The organism is Georgenia deserti, assembly GCF_042680605.1.
Classification (GTDB): Bacteria; Actinomycetota; Actinomycetes; order Actinomycetales; family Actinomycetaceae; genus Allobogoriella; species Allobogoriella deserti.
In genome coordinates, this window is the sequence record NZ_JBHUEE010000002.1 from 102,229 (window position 1) to 117,507 (window position 15,279).

Below are 15,279 nucleotides of genomic sequence, written 5' to 3' on the forward strand. Positions count from 1 at the left end.
AGGCTTTCCGCGGGACCCCGCACAGAGACCGGAGGAGGACGCGATGGCCAGGACCGAGGCCCCAGCCGGGGACAGACCCCGCGTGATGCTGGTCGGCGCCTACGAACGCGACAACTTCGGCGATCTGCTCTTCCTGCTGCAGACCGAGCGGTACCTGCGGCAGGCAGCCGTCACCGCGGCCGCCCCGTTCCCCGGCGACATGACGAGGCTGCTCGACCGCGCGATCCCGGCCTACGGCCCGCTGCTCGCGTCCGAGCGGTATGACGCGATCTGGACAGTCGGCGGCGAGGTCGGCTCGACGAGCGTTCTCGGTGCGCTGCGCATGTCGATGCCGCCGGGGTTCGTACGCGCCTACGACGCCGCGGCACCCGCGGACCGGCAGGCCATGCTGGAGCGGGTCCACGGAACGGCCCCGATGGAGTCCCCGTACGTGCCGCGCCCCACGGCGTACCCAGCCAACGCCACAGCGGCCTCGGTGCTGCACTCCGTCGGCCTGGCGGGGGTGACCGGCCTGCCGCCCGACGAGCAGGCGCGGCGACTGGAGGTCCTCCGCGAGGCGGATCGGATCTCGGTCCGGGACAGGCTCTCGTCCGAGCTGCTGGCCGCGCACGGTATCGCGCACCGGCTCGCACCGGACCTCGTCCACACCCTGGCCGTGACGCGGCCGGTTCAGCGCCACCCCCGCGAGGCGGACACCGTCCTGGTCCAGATCTCCGCCGCCCACCTGCGCACCCTCGGCGTGGAGGCCTTCGCCGAGGCTCTGGCGCGCAGCACGCGGCTGGCGCCGTACCGCATCCGTTTGTTCCTCGCCGGCTCCGCGCCCGGGCACGACTCCGTCGGGTCGTACGAACGGCTGGCCGACCTCGTCCGCGCACGCCGGCCGGACCGCGACATCGCGATCTCGCCCGAACGCCGGCCCTACGACCGTGTCGACGCGATCGCCGCGGCACGACTGTGGATCGGCCTATCGCTGCACGGCCGCATCGTCGCCGCCGCCTACGGCGTCCCGCGCATCAGTCTGGCCAAACGCAAGCTCAACGCCTACGCCCAGACCTGGGACCCCGACATGCCGTACGGCGTCACGCCCGAGAATCTGGACGACGCCGTCGCCGAGGCACTGTCACCGGCCGTGGCGGCACGGTCCGCCGATGTCGGCGAGGACCTCGCCCGCACCGCCGACGCGGAGATCCGCCAGGCTGTGACGGAAACGCTCGGCCCGTCACTGTCCGATCCGGCCGTGCTGGTCTCCCGCGCGGCACGCCGCATCACGGCGCTCGAGGCGCTGCGCCACGACGAAGTGGCTCGCGCGAGAAACCGGGCCGCTGAGGGGGACGGCGCCGCCCTCGTTCCACAGCGACCGCTCGAGCGCCTCGCGGCGCTCCCCCGGCCGGCGACCGGCCGTCTGCTCACGAGTGGCCTCCGGCGCGTCAGAGCGGGACGACGGCGTCACCGGCAGCGGTGAACCATTTACCCCAGGACGTCCGGCAGCACGTTGTCGTAGGTCGACAGTGCCGAGCCGATGGCCATGTGCATGTCCAGGTACTTGTACGTGCCGAGCCGGCCGCCGAAGACGACCCCGCGCTCCTGCTTGGTCAGCTCGCGGTACCGCAGCAGCGCCTCCCGGTCCGCCGCGGTGTTGACCGGGTAGTACGGCTCGTCGCCGCGGCGGGCGAAACGGGAGTACTCCCGCATGATGACCGTGGCGTCGTCCGGGTACTGACGCTCCGGGTGAAAGTGCCGGAACTCGTGGATCCGCGTGTAGGGCACGTCCTCGTCGGCGTAGTTCATCACCGGTGTGCCCTGGAAGTCCCCGACGTCGAGCACCTCCTGCTCGAAATCCAGCGTGCGCCAGCTCAACTCGCCCTCGGCGTAGTCGAAGTACCGGTCGATGGGCCCGGTGTAGACCACCGGCACCTGCCCGACGACGGCGGCCTTGTTGATCGGCTGCGACGCGTCGAAGAAGTCCGTCCCGAGCCGGACCTCGATGTTCGGATGGTCCGCCATCCGCTCCAGCCACGCGGTGTACCCGTCGGTGGGCAGCCCTTCGTAGGTGTCGTTGAAGTACCGGTTGTCGTAGGTGTAGCGCACCGGCAGCCGCGAGATGATCGACGCCGGCAGATCCTTGGGATCGGTCTGCCACTGCTTGGCCGTGTACCCCTTGAAGAACGCCTCGTACAGCGGCCGCCCGATGAGCTGGATGCCCTTGTCGTTGAGGTTCTCCGGGTCGGTGCCGGCGAGCTCACCGGCCTGCTCGCGCACGAGCTCGCGCGCCTGACCCGGCGTGTAGGCGGCGCGGAAGAACTGGTTGATGGTGCCGAGATTGATCGGCATCGGGTACACCTCACCGCGCACCGTGCTGTACACCCGGTGCCGGTAGTCCGTGAACGTCGTGAAACGGGTCACGTACTCCCACACACGGTCGACCGAGGTGTGGAACAGGTGCGCCCCGTACCGGTGGACCTCGATCCCCGTGGTGGGTTCCGCCTCGGAGTAGGCGTTGCCACCGATGTGCGACCGCTGGTCGATGACCAGGACCTTCAGGCCTCGTTCACGCGCGCACCGCTCAGCGATCGTGAGTCCGAAGAACCCCGATCCGACGACGACTAGGTCAGGCGTCACATTCCCGTCCACTGCAGTTTGTCCATTGTTCATTTACGCTGACCGTTATGACCTTGTTATCTGACGTGGCTCCGGCTCGGGCGGAACGGCCCGATCCGGTGCCCGCGCCTGGTCAAGGCCGCTGCGCGGACGACGCTACCCCAGTGGTCGTCGCGGTCGTCGTCGCGTACAACCGACGCGACCTGTTGACCAGGGCCCTGGACGGGCTGGCCGAGCAGGCCCGCCCCTGTGACGCCGTCGTCGTCGTGGACAACGGCTCCACCGACGGTTCCGGAGAGCGGGCCGCCGCGCACCGCCTCCGTCCCGACGTCCTGACGCTCGAGCGCAACACGGGAGGTGCCGGCGGCTTCGCGGCCGGTCTGGCGCACGCCGTCCTCGCGCGCGGCGCGGACCTCGTCTGGCTGATGGACGACGACACCGTGCCGACCCCCACCGCACTGAGCGCCCTGCTGGACGCCCGCGCGCGCTACGCCGGCCGGCCGGCGGTGCTCGCCTCTCGGGCGGTCTGGCACGACGGGCGTGACCACCCGATGAACACGCCGCGGCCACGGTTCGGCCTCACCGCCGGCCTGCGCGCCCGCGCCGCCGCCGTCGGCGCCGTCCCGGTACGGTCGGCCTCGTTCGTCTCCGTCCTCCTCGACGCCACGGCCGTGCGGACCGAGGGCCTGCCCGAGGCTGACTACTTCCTCTGGAACGACGACTTCGAGTACACCGCCCGACTCCTGCGCCGTCGCACCGGACTGTGGGTCGCCGACTCCGTCGTCGAACACCTCACGGCCACCTTCGGAGACAGCGACGCCGACCCCGGCGGCCGCTTCTTCTTCGAGGTGCGCAACAAGCTCTGGCTGCTGCGCGCCTCGAGCGCGCTCGGCCCGCTGGAGACCCTCCTGTACGGAGCCGCGACGCTGCGGCGGTGGGCGCGCACCCTCCGCCGCGCGAGCGACCGCGCCACGGTGCTGGCCGCCGGCCGCCGCGGCCTGGCCGAAGGCCTGCGCGGTCAGCCGCAGCCCACCTCCGCGGTCCTCGCCGGGCTGGGCACGGTCAGCGACGAGGTACGCGCGATCGAGAAGGGAGCCGGCCGTGACTGACACCGCTCTTGCACCCGGCACCACGGGTACGGCCGGCGAGCCGGAGCCGTTCAGCGTCCTGATGTCCGTCTACGGCGGCGACGACGCGGAGCAGTTCCGCCGCGCCGTCCGGTCGGCGACGGTCGAGCAGACGCTCCGGCCGGACGAACTGGTCGTCGTCCAGGACGGCCCGCTACCGCCCGCCCTGGCCGTGGCGGTCGACGAACTGGCGTTCGCGGGCGGATACTCGCCGGCCGGTGCGGTGCCCACCCGCGTGGTGCGCCTGCCGCAGAACCGCGGACTCGCCCGTGCGCTGCAGGCGGGGCTGGCCGCCTGCTCCCACGACATCGTGGCCCGGGCGGACGCGGACGACATCAACCTGCCCGAGCGCTTCGAGATCCAGGTACCGCTCGTGCGGGACGGGCTCGACCTCGTGGGCTCCGCCATCACCGAGTTCGAGGAGGAGGGCGCCCCGCTGGGCATGACGCGCCTGCTACCCACGGACCCGGAGGAGATCGCCGCCGTCGCCCGGTTCCGCGACCCGTTCAACCACCCGTCGGTGGTCTACCGCCGCAGTGCGGTGGACCGTGCCGGCGGCTACCGGCACCTGGACCTCATGGAGGACTACTGGCTGTTCGCGCGCATGATCCGGACCGGCGCGCGAGTGGCCAACGTCCCGCACTCGCTCGTGCTGTACCGCGTCGGCGACGGGGCGTACGCCCGGCGCGGCGGGATGCGCCTGCTCCGCTCCGAGTGGGCCCTGCAAACCTGCCTCTACGAGGAAGGGTTCATCCAGGCCAAGCACCTGGCGCGTAACCTCGCCGTGCGCGGGGTGTACCGCCTCGTGCCCGAGTCCGTCCGCAAGCCGATCTACCAGTCGGTGATCTCCCGCCGTGGGCGCAGGTCCCGCACGACCGGGGGGCAGCACCAGGCGACGGCGTTCCACGGCGCCACCGGCGCACGCTGACGCGTCCCGGACCGCTTCGATCGTAGGATCGCCGCATGCCCAGACACGCCGTGTCGCTGCCTGAGCTCGCCCACGCGGCGAGCCGCCGGCTGGCGGCCGCCCGGCACGCCCGCTCGTTACGTCGCCACGACCTGCGCCGACGGCTGCTCACCGGGCTGCTCGGGGTGGCCATCTTCCTCGTCAGCTCCCTCGGCTTCGCCTACGCCGAGCTGCAGGGCAACATCGGCCGCCACGACATCGACGACCTCGTGGGCACCGACCGCCCCACGCGCGCCGGGCAGAACTCGGACGACCCGCCGGAGGACCCGCAGGCCGGTGAGCCGCTGAACATCCTCGTGATGGGCAGCGACGAGCGCACCGAGGACGAGGCCGCCCAGGAGGGTGTCGAGGGCATGCGCTCGGACACGACGATGATCGCGCACGTCAGTGCGGACCGCTCCCGTGTCGAGGTGGTCTCCATCCCGCGCGACACGATCGTCGAGATCCCCTCCTGCACCTTGCCGGACGGGACCGAGACCGCACCGCAGTACCAGGCCAGGTTCAACTCGGCCTTCGCCACCGGCGGGAGCACCGGTGATCCGGCGACGGCTGCCGCCTGCACCATCAAGACGGTCGAGCAGATGACCGGCGTGTTCATCGACGACTTCGTCGTCGTGGACTTCGCCGGCTTCGAGAACGTCGTCGACGCGCTCGACGGCGTGCCGATGTACATCCCGGAGGCGGTCGACGACCCCCGGGCACACCTGCAGCTCGAGCAGGGGTGTCAGGTCCTGGGCGGGGAGGAGGCTCTCGGGTACGCCCGGGCGCGGTACTCCCTCGGTGACGGCTCGGACATCTCCCGCATCGAACGCCAGCAGAAGCTCGTCGCCGCGATCGCCCGCGAGGCGCTCAGTGTCCAGCTGCTCACCAACGTCCCGCGGCTGTACCGCTTTCTGGACGCCAGCACCAGCACCCTGACCACCGGAGAATGGCTCGGTGAGATCCCGACCATGGCCGGGCTCGCCGCGTCCCTGCGCGGCATCCGACCGTCCGAGATCCGCTTCGCGACCATGCCGTTCGTGCCGCAGGGCGCGACCGTCTCACCCGCGCCCGAGGCCGAGCAGATGTGGGAGAACCTCCACAACGACCGCCCGATCGACGCCGACCTGACCGGGACCGGGGAGGAGCCGACCGAGGAGTCGAGCGAGGACGCCTCCGAGACGGCCACCGAGGAGGAGACCACCGAGGAGGAGACGTCCGAGGAGCCCGACGACCAGACCGCCACCGAGGAAGAGACCACGCCGGAGTGCACGCGCTGACCGCAGGCGGCACGCCCGCCGGGCTGCCCGGGCGCGGGATCACCGCAGAGGTAGGCTGCCGGTGCCCCGGCGGCCAGACGTCCGCCGCCGGGCCGGCGAGCTGGAGACGGAGGGCCGGATGAGCACCGACGACAGCCGGGAACGTCCCCCGAGCTTCCGGCCGGCCTCACCCGGCAAGCGGCCGGACCCCCGTACCGCGCGGCCCGTCGGCGGCGGCTCGGAGCACACCCGCCGGATGCCCACGACGCCACCGGAGCAGGGCCCGATCGCACCTGCGGGAACGCGGGGCGAACGTCGTCGTCGGCGGTCGGCCGTCGCCGCCGAGCGGCCCTCGCACGTTCCGCCGCCGTCCTACACGCCCCCGGGGGCCGCGGCTGCCGAAGGCGGGCCGTCTGCCCGCCCCGCTCGCTCCCCGCAAGCGCCGGCCGGGCCTCCCCCGGCCGAGCGTCCACCGCGACGACGGCGCCGGCGTCCACCGATCGTCCGCGGCCTCGTCCTCCTGCTGGTGCTGATCATCGCCTGGCCCGTCGGCCTGCTGATCTACGCCAACGGACGTATCCAGCACACCGACGCGCTCAGCGGTGCGCCGGACACGACGGGAACGACGTACCTCATCGCCGGCTCGGACTCACGATCGGACGGGGCCGTGGGAGAGGACGGCACCGAGGGGCAGCGGTCGGACACGATCATGCTGCTGCAGGTGCGGTTCGGATTCGCGGCCCTGATCTCGCTCCCCCGGGACACGTACGCCGAGATCCCCGGTGTCGGCCCGAACAAGCTCAACGCGGCCTACGCGCTCGGGGGACCGCCGCTGCTGACCGAGACGGTCGAGGAGCTCAGCGGTCTGACCGTGGACCACTACGCCGAGATCGGCATGGGCGGAGTGCAGGACGTCGTCGACGCCGTCGAGGGCGTCGAGCTGTGTCTGGACTACGACGTCGACGACAGCCGCAGCCGTCTGCAGTGGCAGGCGGGCTGCCACCACGCCGACGGCGAGACGGCGCTGGCGTTCTCGCGGATGCGCTACTCCGACCCGCGCGGGGACATCGGCCGTGCCGAACGCCAGCGGCAGGTGGTCGGTGCGGTGATGAGCGAAGCCACGAAGCCGGCCACGCTGCTCAACCCCGTCGACCACGTCCAGCTCGTCAACGCCGGGACCGACGCCGTGGTCACCGACCCGGACTCAGGCATCCTCGACCTCGGCATCATGGCGTGGGCCTTCCGGTCCGCCACCGGCGAGGGCGGGATCGCCGGCACGCCCCCGATCGCTGACCCGGCCTACGACGTCCCGGGGGTCGGTTCGACCGTGCTGCTCGACGAGGAACGCGCACCGGACTTCTTCCAGCGGCTTCAGGAGGGCGAGCTGCGTCCCTCGGACGTGGAGACCGAGACGAGCTAGGACACCCGGCGGTACGTCAGATGCGGCGCGGGCCGGCCTGCCACGCCTCCCACGCACTGCGCACGATGTCGCTGAGCCCGTGCCCCGCCTTCCAGCCGAGATGGTCGCGGATGCGGTCGGGCGAGGCCACGAGCCGTGGCGGGTCACCGGGGCGGCGGGGCTCGATGTCGGCGGTGACGTCGAGACCGCTGACCTCGCCGATCGTGTCGATGACCTCGCGGACGGAGGCGCCGGTGCCGGTGCCGACGTTGAAGACGTTCTCGCCCGGCTCGCCGTCCAGCCCGTCGAGCGCGGCCAGGTGCGCATGGGCGAGGTCCAGGACGTGGATGTAGTCGCGGATGCAGGTGCCGTCGGGGGTGGGGTAGTCGTCGCCGAAGATCGCCGGTCGGCGGCCGTCGGCGAGCCGGTCGAACACCATCGGGACGAGGTTGAGCACCGCGGGGTCGCCGAGCTCGGGCCAGCCGGATCCGGCGACGTTGAAGTAACGCAGCGCGCTCCAGCGCAGCCCCCACGATCGGGCACAGTCGGCCATGAGCCACTCCCCGACGAGCTTCGTCTCGCCGTAAGGGTTGATCGGCTGCGGCGTGACCCCCTCGGTGACGATGTCGACGTCGGGCTGCCCGTAGACGGCTGCGGAGGAGGAGAAGATCATCCGGGTGACCCCGGTGGACTCCATCGCGCCGAGCAGGTTGACCAGGCCGCCGACGTTCTGACGGTAGTACCACACCGGGCGCTCGACCGACTCCCCCACCTGCTTCTTCGCCGCGAAGTGGATGACGCTGTCGATCTCACGTTCGCGCAGCACGAGCTCGAGCCGTTCCTGCGCGTCCGGGGCGGCAATGTCGAGCTCGACGAGCCCGGCGGCACCGACGCGGTGACCGACCCCGGTGGAGAGGTCGTCGACGACGAGCACGTCGTCACCGCGATCAGCGAGGAGTCGGACCACGTGCGCTCCGATGTAGCCGGCTCCGCCGACGACCAGGGTGCTCATGCAGGCCACACTAGCTGGCCGCCCGCTGCGGTCTAACGTGCTGCTCGTTGCTCGCGGGCGGACGTCCCCGCCATGCCGGGCAGACGGCGCTGCAGGCGGCGCCAGGACCGCCTGAGGCGCCGCCGGCCCCGCCGGCCGAGCTCACGCGCCAGGTCGTTGCCGCGATAGTGGGCGAGCGGCGTGGGCACGGCCTGCGGCGGACGCCGGACGTCCGCGGCAGGCTCCCGTCCTCGCCTCCGGGCGGCGAGCAGTTCCCGCTCGAGCGCGATCGCGTTCCGGTTCGCCTCCCGGACCATCTCGCGCAGATCGGCGATCCGTTCATGGACGGCGCGCCGCGCGGCGATGTCGTTCATGGACTGCTCGGTCCAGGAGATCGGCCGGGACATCACCTTCTCGAGGGACCACAAGGCCCCGAAGCGGTCGAAGTCCGCCGCGTAGTGGCGCTCGATCTTCTGCCGGATCTCGTCGGGGAAGACCTCACGACCGGCCGCGAGCGGCGTGTCGTTCTCGCGGGCGAGCGTCAGCTCGCCGACGTGCTGGCCCACGGTAACCAGGTGGTCGGTGAGATCGCCGGTCAGCTGCCCGATCTCGGAGATCTCGTAGACACGGCTGTAAGGGACGAGATCCTCGCGCAGCCGTGCCGTCTGGGGGGCGAAGTGCCCGTCGCCCGCGGGGCCGCCTCCACCCCGGCCGGCGGTCAGCACGTCCACGAACCGGGCCCAGTCGGCCAGGACCTCCTCCGGCGAGGTCGGCGTGCGCGGCAGCCAGTCGCGGCCGGCCCACTTGCGATGGAAGTAGATCGGGTCCCCGACGAGGAACTTCGACTGCCACGCGGAGAAGAGTCTCAGCCGCGGATCTCGGACGACGCCGAAGACGAACCATCCGTTCGACGGCGAGATGGTCCCGAGGGTGCCGGCGTCGAGGTCGCTCAGTCGCGGGGTGTTCTGCCAGAGCTTGCGGTTGTGGATGAGCATGCGCCGGCTCGGCTCGGCCGACGGGTGGGACCGGAAGCTCTCGACGTCCTGACCGGAGATCTCCGCGAGCAGCCACTTGATGGAGGTGCAGGCGTTCTTCCCGATCGAGGTGAACACGATCTTCTGCCTGGGCAGCACGTAGGTGTTGCGCACCTCGGCGGCCTGCGCGGCGGTCGCCGGGGACGCGAGGTCTGCGATCTTCACCGCCGCATGGTCCCATACGTCCGCCGCGGGCGCAGAGCAGGCCGTCAGCGTGCCGCAGCCCCGGGTGCGAGGCGGTCAGCCCGAGGTCTGCGAGACCGAGCGCAGCAGGGTGCCCAGTGCCGCGCCGTCACGGTCGAAGTCGAACCGGTAGTCGGCGTGGAACCCGCTCCGCTTCCCGGCATCGTCCTCGGTCGCCGGGTCGCACCAGAAGTAGTGCAGTTCCCCGCCGTACATCGCGGCGAGGTGGTACTCGTTGGTGGCCCAGTAGCTCGTGGAGGCGATGACGATCCGGGTGGCGGGTCGCCCGGAGAAGACGGTGTTGATCATGCCTGATCCGGCGTACCCGGCGACGACCGAGGCGTGGGTCATCACCTTGATCTGGTCCGGGAGGGACATCTCCTCGGGGTGGAGCACGGCGAAGCCCGCCTCGGCGAACCGCCGTTCGAGGTCGGCGCCGTTGAGGCATCGGCGCCTGGAGGCACTGCGCCGGGAGATGAACACACGGTCTGCGACCGGCTCCTGGCGGGCGTGGGGCAGGAGCGCGCGGGCCACACGCTCCCACACCTCGCGCGCCGCAGGATGGAGGAACTTCGGTTGCTGGAACGCCTGGGTCGCGGTCACCAGTGTCTCCACCCGCGCCGCCTCGCGCAGAACGGTGATCCGGTCCGGGCCGATGCCGAAGGCCTCGAGCAGTTGCCGGGTGTACGGCGGCACCTCGTCCTCGTGGTGCAGCGCCGGGCTGAGGAGCACCTTGAGGTCGGGGAAGCGAGCGGCGGCCTCGTCCCATGCCCACAGCCGCGACAGGTCGTGGGTGATGACGTGGCCGTAGTGACCGGGCACCTGGTTGTCGAGATGGAAGTAGGCACCGGCAAGCTCTCCCGGTTCGCCCTCGAACGCCGGTACACGCGAGTAGTCCGGCCCGAAGTCGTGGACACCGAAGGTGCGCCGTCGCGGGTTCCAGGGCAGGAAGTACGACGCCGGCAGCAGGATCCCGCTGACGGAGGCGATCTGCCGGGGGGCGCAGAGTGCGTCGCCGTAGGCCGTGCACACCAACTCCTCGGCCACGTCCGTGCCCGGCAGCCGCTGACGCTCGAGTTCGGCGTCGTTGGATCGGATGGTCGAGGCCGAGCGGACGGTCACCGCTGCTCGCCGCGCCAGGACCTCGCGGGCGCCACCGCGTGCCGGCACGGCACGGGCGGCGGTCGCGGGGTCGACCTTGAGGACGTGATCCCCGCCCTTGGTGGCGGCGAGGAAATCCTGCTCGACGCGCACTGCGGCCAGTGCCTTGCCCAGGCCCCGCTCGACGGCGCTCATCCCGGGCCACCGTCCCCGGGGCGAGCGCGCCTTCCGGGCGGCGAGCGAGAGCACGAACTCGGCCACGTTCGCCGCCCGGCGCTTCCCGCCCTGCTCGGACGGTGTACCGGCGACGAGGTAGCGCCCACCGCCGGTTAGGGAGAGGAACGCACGGGAGAACGTGGCCGACTTCCTGGTGCCGGCGAGCCGCCGCAGGTCGATGATCACCTCGGCCGGGGGCCGGAGTGCGAGTTCCCGCACGACGTCGTCGTCATCGTCGACGTCGGCGAGGTCGAGCCGCGCCGGCCGCCGCAGCGGCGCCACCGTGGTCAGCACGGTCACACTCGCGTCGGGCCACCGGTCGGCGAAGAGGCGGCCGCTCGGCACCGGAAGCCGGTCACAGACCAACACGAGGTGCGTCGGTTCGAGACCGGCGAGCTCGGCTTCGATGAGCGGCAGATGGTGACGCTGCACCGCCACGGTGGACAAGCTGCTCTTCTCCGCGAGCTCTGCCAAGGTGCGCGTCATCGTCGTCCTAGCCGTCGGCGGACTTCTCCGGTGCCTCCACCGCGGCGATCAGCGGCGCGAAGTCCCGTTCGAAGCGGGCCGTGCACTCCTCGTACAGCGTCTGGTCCACGCCGTTGGCCTCCCTGAGCCGTCGCTCCTGTGCCTCGTCCAGCGCGCTGCTCGGTTGTCCCGACCTGCCGCGGTGGACGATGCGCCGGGCGACCGGGATCCCCACAGTGGCGGCGCCCGCGAGGTGGCTCGCGGCGAGATGCGCCATGCTCCCGACGACCGAGAACTGCTCCTCGAGGGTCTCGCGGCACATCTGCAACAGTCGCTCGTCCGACAGCTCGGCCGTGGCGTCGAACCAGAACATCTCCTCCTCGGAGCCGATGCCGCGGAAGGCTGCGGGTCTGTCGTACCGGCGCGCGTACCGCTCGACCATCTCCGGATGGGTGACCACGAGCTGCCGGGCGAGCATGTTCGTCAGTCCGTGCCGCACGGTGTACTCCGCGTGCTCGGCGAACGTCGTCGACTGCTCGGTGTCGCCGGTGGGCACGATGCCCTGGGTGGACAGCCGCTTGTGATAGCCGGACGAGAGCTGGGAGACCGGGTCTCGCAGCACCGTGAAGTGGCGCAGCGTGCGTCCACGAATCCGGAGCGCGAAGGGATGGTGGAGGTGCACCAGCCGCAGTCGTGCCGTCTCCTCCTCCGGCATCGCGAGGATCCGCTCGAGCTGGTGCAGACCGTAGCGCCGGTTGACCTCGGCGACCGCGGCCCGCGGGACGGTCTGCTTCAGGGACACGATCATGGACGTGCCGCCGGAGAACGGGAGGTGGACGAACACCGCGAGCTCCTCGGCGGAGCGCCGGCGGGTCGCCAGATCGGCGTAGGCGCGGCCGATGTCGCTCTCGTCCCAGCTGGCGACGAACTCCTCCGCGAGGTTGGGGAAGCGACTGCGCAGACCAGCGAGCAGGCTGCGCGCCTCGTCGTCGCGGCCGAGCATCGCGAGCACGCTGACGAGGACGACGAAGTCGGCAGCTGCCGGTCGGCCCTCGGCCATGGTGTACCGGGTCTCGACCGCCTCCTCGTACCGGCCCGCGTGCGCCAGCATGGGCGCCAACCAAGCCCGCGCGGCCGGGTCGGCGAAACGCCCCGCGAGCATGGCCATCACCCCGAGCGAGGCGTTGTCCCAGTCGTTCTGCCTGGTGCCGGCGGCCAGCTTGCGCAGCTCGGCGCGGTCCTCGGCCGTGACCGGATGTCCGAGGGCGTCCCTGACCGTCAGGTCCGCCGCGAGCCGGCGAAGGTTGTCCCGAGGCGTGAACGCCGCCCCGATCGGGCCGAGCTCACCCCGGAAGCGGGCGCCCTCACGCTTGCCTCGGGCATAGCCGTCGAGCCATGACTGAGGCTCGTCAGAAGTGATGTCCACGGGATTCCTCAGTGCGTCTCGGACGGAATCTGCTCGATGCCACTCGGTCAGCCTCGCAACCGCTCGGCGAGACGTCGACGCAGATCCGACTTACGGGTGACCTCGTCGACCTTGCCCAGGGCGGGGTGGCGCAACGCCTTCTGGGCGGCGGTCGTCGCCACCTTGACCGCCGGGTGCTGCGCCGGAGCCCCCGGCAGGTCGAGGAGCCTGAGTCGGGCCGGCGAGAAGTACCGGCGACGTTCGGTCTCCTCGAGCTGCTGCAGGAACACCGACGCCTCCGGGCGCCGGCTGCGCAACGCTTTGGGCTGCATGCAGTACGCCACGGTGTCGACCAGGCCCTGCAGGCGCTCGACCTCGCCGTACGGCTCGCCGGGACGGTGTACGGCATCGATGACCGTGGTGGGGACGCGGTTGCTGTTCTCGAAGGGCTTGAGCCGGGCGAGCAGCATCTGGGTGTCCACCGCAACGGTCGGGACCTCGAGGATGGAGCGAGCCGTGGCCAGCGCGGTGGAGAAGCAGCCGACGAGTGCGACGTGCCCGCCGCCGGCGAGCATGACCTCGACCGGGAGGGCGCTGTCGATGACCTGCAGCGTCACGCCGGAGCGCTCCGCGGCGCGCTCGAGCGGCTCGATCAGCCCCGGCGGGGCGGACGGGTGCGGCTTGAACCGGACGACCTCGGCTCCGGCGCGCGCGGCGGCCTCGACCATCCGCACGTGCATGCCGGTCTCCTCGGCCATCGTGACGAGGTCCAGGGCTGCGAGGTACTGGCCGACGACGATGGCGCGTGGGCGCGGGTCAGCTTCGCTCTCCCCGGCGCCGGCGGCGACCTCCTCGATCAGTGCCCGGAAGGAGTCGCCGGGGATGACCGTGGGGCTGACGCCGTACTCGGAGAGCAGCACGGGACGCAGCCCGGGCACGAGGTCGAGGTGCAGCAGACCGTGCAGCCGCTGCGAGATGGCGAGCGGCAGCGGGTCCCGCGTCGGTCCGTAACTCATCAACCCGTCCGCGTAGACGGTGACCGGCGCGGCGTGGAAGACGCGGGCGAGCGCCTGTGCAGGGTTGACCCAGATGGACTCGCACACGAGCTGCAACGGCCCCTCGCCCAGGCCCCAGTAGTCGCGGAGCAGACGCTCGAGCATCGGCAGCTCGCGGTGGCCCGGCCGCCAGTCGGAGGGGTGGACGGGGGCGATGAGGTCGGTCAGGTGGACGACCCGGTCGAAACGCCGCAGCACCGGGTCGGCTCCGGGGATCTCGTCCAGCGACGGTGTCAGCTCCGGCGCGGGGGCGTTGTTGACGACGAGCAGGACCCGCTCGCCGTGCGGGTCCGGCAGGAGCCCGGCGTCGGCGGCTGCGGCGGCGGTGGTGGCACCGAAGAGGGTGGACGCGACGACCAGCTGCGTCATGAGGCGTACTCCTCGGCGGATCGGTTGATCTGAAGCCCGGCCACCCGGGGCAGCAGGCCGTGCAGGCTGCGCGCCCGCTCGTGGCTCATCTCGAGGACCTCGTCGGCCAGCACACCGGCAGGCAGGCGCGCGAAGAATTCTCGGGCCCGGGTGCGCAGGTCACGGCGGTCGGTGAGGGTCATCCCCCGGCTGCGCCGGACGTGGTGACTGATGAGAGCCAGCGACGTGCGGGTGACCTTCGGCAGGTACAGCTGGCTGTCGCGGTCGGCGCGTACCAGCTCGACCGCCTGCTCCAGCGCTGGGAAGATGTCGAGCTGGCGCCGGTCGTAGGTCGAGGTCAGCGACGTCGAGACGTCTCGGCGGTAGCACAGCGTCGGCGCGTCGACCACGGCGTACCGCGGCCCGTTGAGGAAGAGATGCCAGATCCAGGGCCGGTCCTCTGCGGTGTGCAGACCGTCCGGGAAGGTGAGCATCCCGTCCTCGGCCATGGCACGGTCGAACATGCCGGCCCACGCGTAGGGGTAGTCGACCATGGTGGAGTCGTGGACCGGCAGGATCGAGCCACGCGGGTCCAACGGCTGCTGCCGCCGCGCCTCGGGGGCGCGGACCAGGTTCCGCCGTCGTCCGGAGACGGTGGTGTGGTCCGTTCTGACCCAGGCGACCCGGAGGTGCTCCATCGCGTCGGCCAGGACGGGCAGCCGCCCGGGGGCGAGCCAGTCATCGGCGTCGAGATAGGCGACGAACCGGCCGGTCGCGGCCGCGACACCCTGGTTCCGGGCGCTCGCGAGCCCGGTGGGGGCGGGGTTGGTCAGCACGGTGAGGTTCGGCAGCCTCGATCGGTAGTTCTCGAGGACTTCAGGTGTGGCATCCGTGGACCCGTCGTCGACCACCACCACCTCGAGCTGCGCCGGGTCGTCGAACTGTCGCGTGAGGGACGTGAGTGCGTCGCCGAGGTAACTCGCCGCGTCCTTGCCCGGGACGACGACGGACACGCGCGGTCGGTCGGTGCTGCTCATCTACCTTCGTCTCACCAGGGAGCGATTCGCGCCATGGTAACCACAGATCCCCCGCCCGGCCCGGTCCGACGCCGTCGGCCGCGGGTCGTTACCGGCGGCCACGACGGGGATGCGG

Annotated in this window: 12 protein-coding genes; 5 read left to right on the top strand and 7 right to left on the bottom strand. The window is 71.6% G+C overall.

What is annotated here, in order from left to right:
* Nucleotides 1–43: 43 nt before the first annotated feature.
* Nucleotides 44–1,462, top strand: coding sequence for a polysaccharide pyruvyl transferase family protein (locus ACFSE6_RS04165; protein WP_388002467.1), 1,419 nt, complete (start codon nt 44–46; stop codon nt 1,460–1,462).
* A 5-nt stretch (nt 1,463–1,467) separates the two neighbouring features.
* Here the strand turns inward: ACFSE6_RS04165 and glf are convergent, their stop codons facing one another.
* A complete protein-coding gene (gene glf / locus ACFSE6_RS04170; RefSeq protein ID WP_388002469.1) occupies nt 1,468–2,619 on the bottom strand; it encodes a UDP-galactopyranose mutase in 1,152 nt (383 codons plus the stop codon).
* Nucleotides 2,620–2,762: 143 nt separating this feature from the next.
* Between glf and ACFSE6_RS04175 the strand changes: the two genes are divergently transcribed.
* The 4 genes from ACFSE6_RS04175 to ACFSE6_RS04190 all read left to right on the top strand — a co-directional run bounded on the left by ACFSE6_RS04175 (nt 2,763) and on the right by ACFSE6_RS04190 (nt 7,350).
* Nucleotides 2,763–3,707 carry a glycosyltransferase gene (locus ACFSE6_RS04175; RefSeq protein ID WP_388002471.1) on the top strand — a complete coding sequence of 315 codons (945 nt, stop codon included), beginning with the start codon at nt 2,763–2,765 and terminating at the stop codon, nt 3,705–3,707.
* Complete coding sequence (locus ACFSE6_RS04180; protein WP_388002473.1) at nt 3,700–4,653, top strand: glycosyltransferase; 954 nt, start codon at nt 3,700–3,702, stop codon at nt 4,651–4,653. Before ACFSE6_RS04175 ends, ACFSE6_RS04180 begins: the two co-directional genes overlap by 8 nt.
* A gap of 35 nt (nt 4,654–4,688) precedes the next feature.
* Complete coding sequence (locus ACFSE6_RS04185) at nt 4,689–5,951, top strand: LCP family protein (protein ID WP_388002475.1); 1,263 nt, start codon at nt 4,689–4,691, stop codon at nt 5,949–5,951.
* Between the two features lie 118 nt (nt 5,952–6,069).
* On the top strand, nt 6,070–7,350 hold the full coding sequence (locus tag ACFSE6_RS04190; RefSeq protein ID WP_388002477.1) for an LCP family protein: 1,281 nt from the start codon (nt 6,070–6,072) through the stop codon (nt 7,348–7,350).
* 16 nt (nt 7,351–7,366) lie between these two features.
* Here the strand turns inward: ACFSE6_RS04190 and galE are convergent, their stop codons facing one another.
* The 6 genes from galE to ACFSE6_RS04220 form a co-directional block, all read right to left on the bottom strand.
* On the bottom strand, nt 7,367–8,341 hold the full coding sequence (gene galE / locus ACFSE6_RS04195; RefSeq protein WP_388002479.1) for a UDP-glucose 4-epimerase GalE: 975 nt from the start codon (nt 8,339–8,341) through the stop codon (nt 7,367–7,369).
* A gap of 32 nt (nt 8,342–8,373) precedes the next feature.
* Nucleotides 8,374–9,519 carry a sulfotransferase family 2 domain-containing protein gene (locus ACFSE6_RS04200; protein WP_388002481.1) on the bottom strand — a complete coding sequence of 382 codons (1,146 nt, stop codon included), beginning with the start codon at nt 9,517–9,519 and terminating at the stop codon, nt 8,374–8,376.
* Nucleotides 9,520–9,594: 75 nt separating this feature from the next.
* On the bottom strand, nt 9,595–11,340 hold the full coding sequence (locus ACFSE6_RS04205) for a glycosyltransferase family 61 protein (RefSeq protein WP_388002483.1): 1,746 nt from the start codon (nt 11,338–11,340) through the stop codon (nt 9,595–9,597).
* A gap of 7 nt (nt 11,341–11,347) precedes the next feature.
* Nucleotides 11,348–12,745: a hypothetical protein gene (locus ACFSE6_RS04210; protein WP_388002485.1), complete on the bottom strand. Its 1,398-nt coding sequence runs from the start codon at nt 12,743–12,745 to the stop codon at nt 11,348–11,350.
* A gap of 47 nt (nt 12,746–12,792) precedes the next feature.
* Nucleotides 12,793–14,148: a polysialyltransferase family glycosyltransferase gene (locus tag ACFSE6_RS04215; protein WP_388002487.1), complete on the bottom strand. Its 1,356-nt coding sequence runs from the start codon at nt 14,146–14,148 to the stop codon at nt 12,793–12,795.
* A complete protein-coding gene (locus ACFSE6_RS04220; RefSeq protein WP_388002489.1) occupies nt 14,145–15,164 on the bottom strand; it encodes a glycosyltransferase family 2 protein in 1,020 nt (339 codons plus the stop codon). The genes ACFSE6_RS04215 and ACFSE6_RS04220 overlap by 4 nt, the downstream gene beginning before the upstream one ends.
* Nucleotides 15,165–15,279: the final 115 nt, after the last annotated feature.

Coding starts and splice junctions, on each gene's coding strand:
- ACFSE6_RS04165 (WP_388002467.1), top strand. CDS start 44: ATGGCCAGGACCGAGGCCCCAGCCGGGGACAGACCCCGCGTGATGCTG.
- ACFSE6_RS04190 (WP_388002477.1), top strand. CDS start 6,070: ATGAGCACCGACGACAGCCGGGAACGTCCCCCGAGCTTCCGGCCGGCC.
- ACFSE6_RS04215 (WP_388002487.1), bottom strand. CDS start 14,148: ATGACGCAGCTGGTCGTCGCGTCCACCCTCTTCGGTGCCACCACCGCC.
- ACFSE6_RS04205 (WP_388002483.1), bottom strand. CDS start 11,340: ATGACGCGCACCTTGGCAGAGCTCGCGGAGAAGAGCAGCTTGTCCACC.
- galE (WP_388002479.1), bottom strand. CDS start 8,341: ATGAGCACCCTGGTCGTCGGCGGAGCCGGCTACATCGGAGCGCACGTG.
- ACFSE6_RS04220 (WP_388002489.1), bottom strand. CDS start 15,164: ATGAGCAGCACCGACCGACCGCGCGTGTCCGTCGTCGTCCCGGGCAAG.
- ACFSE6_RS04185 (WP_388002475.1), top strand. CDS start 4,689: ATGCCCAGACACGCCGTGTCGCTGCCTGAGCTCGCCCACGCGGCGAGC.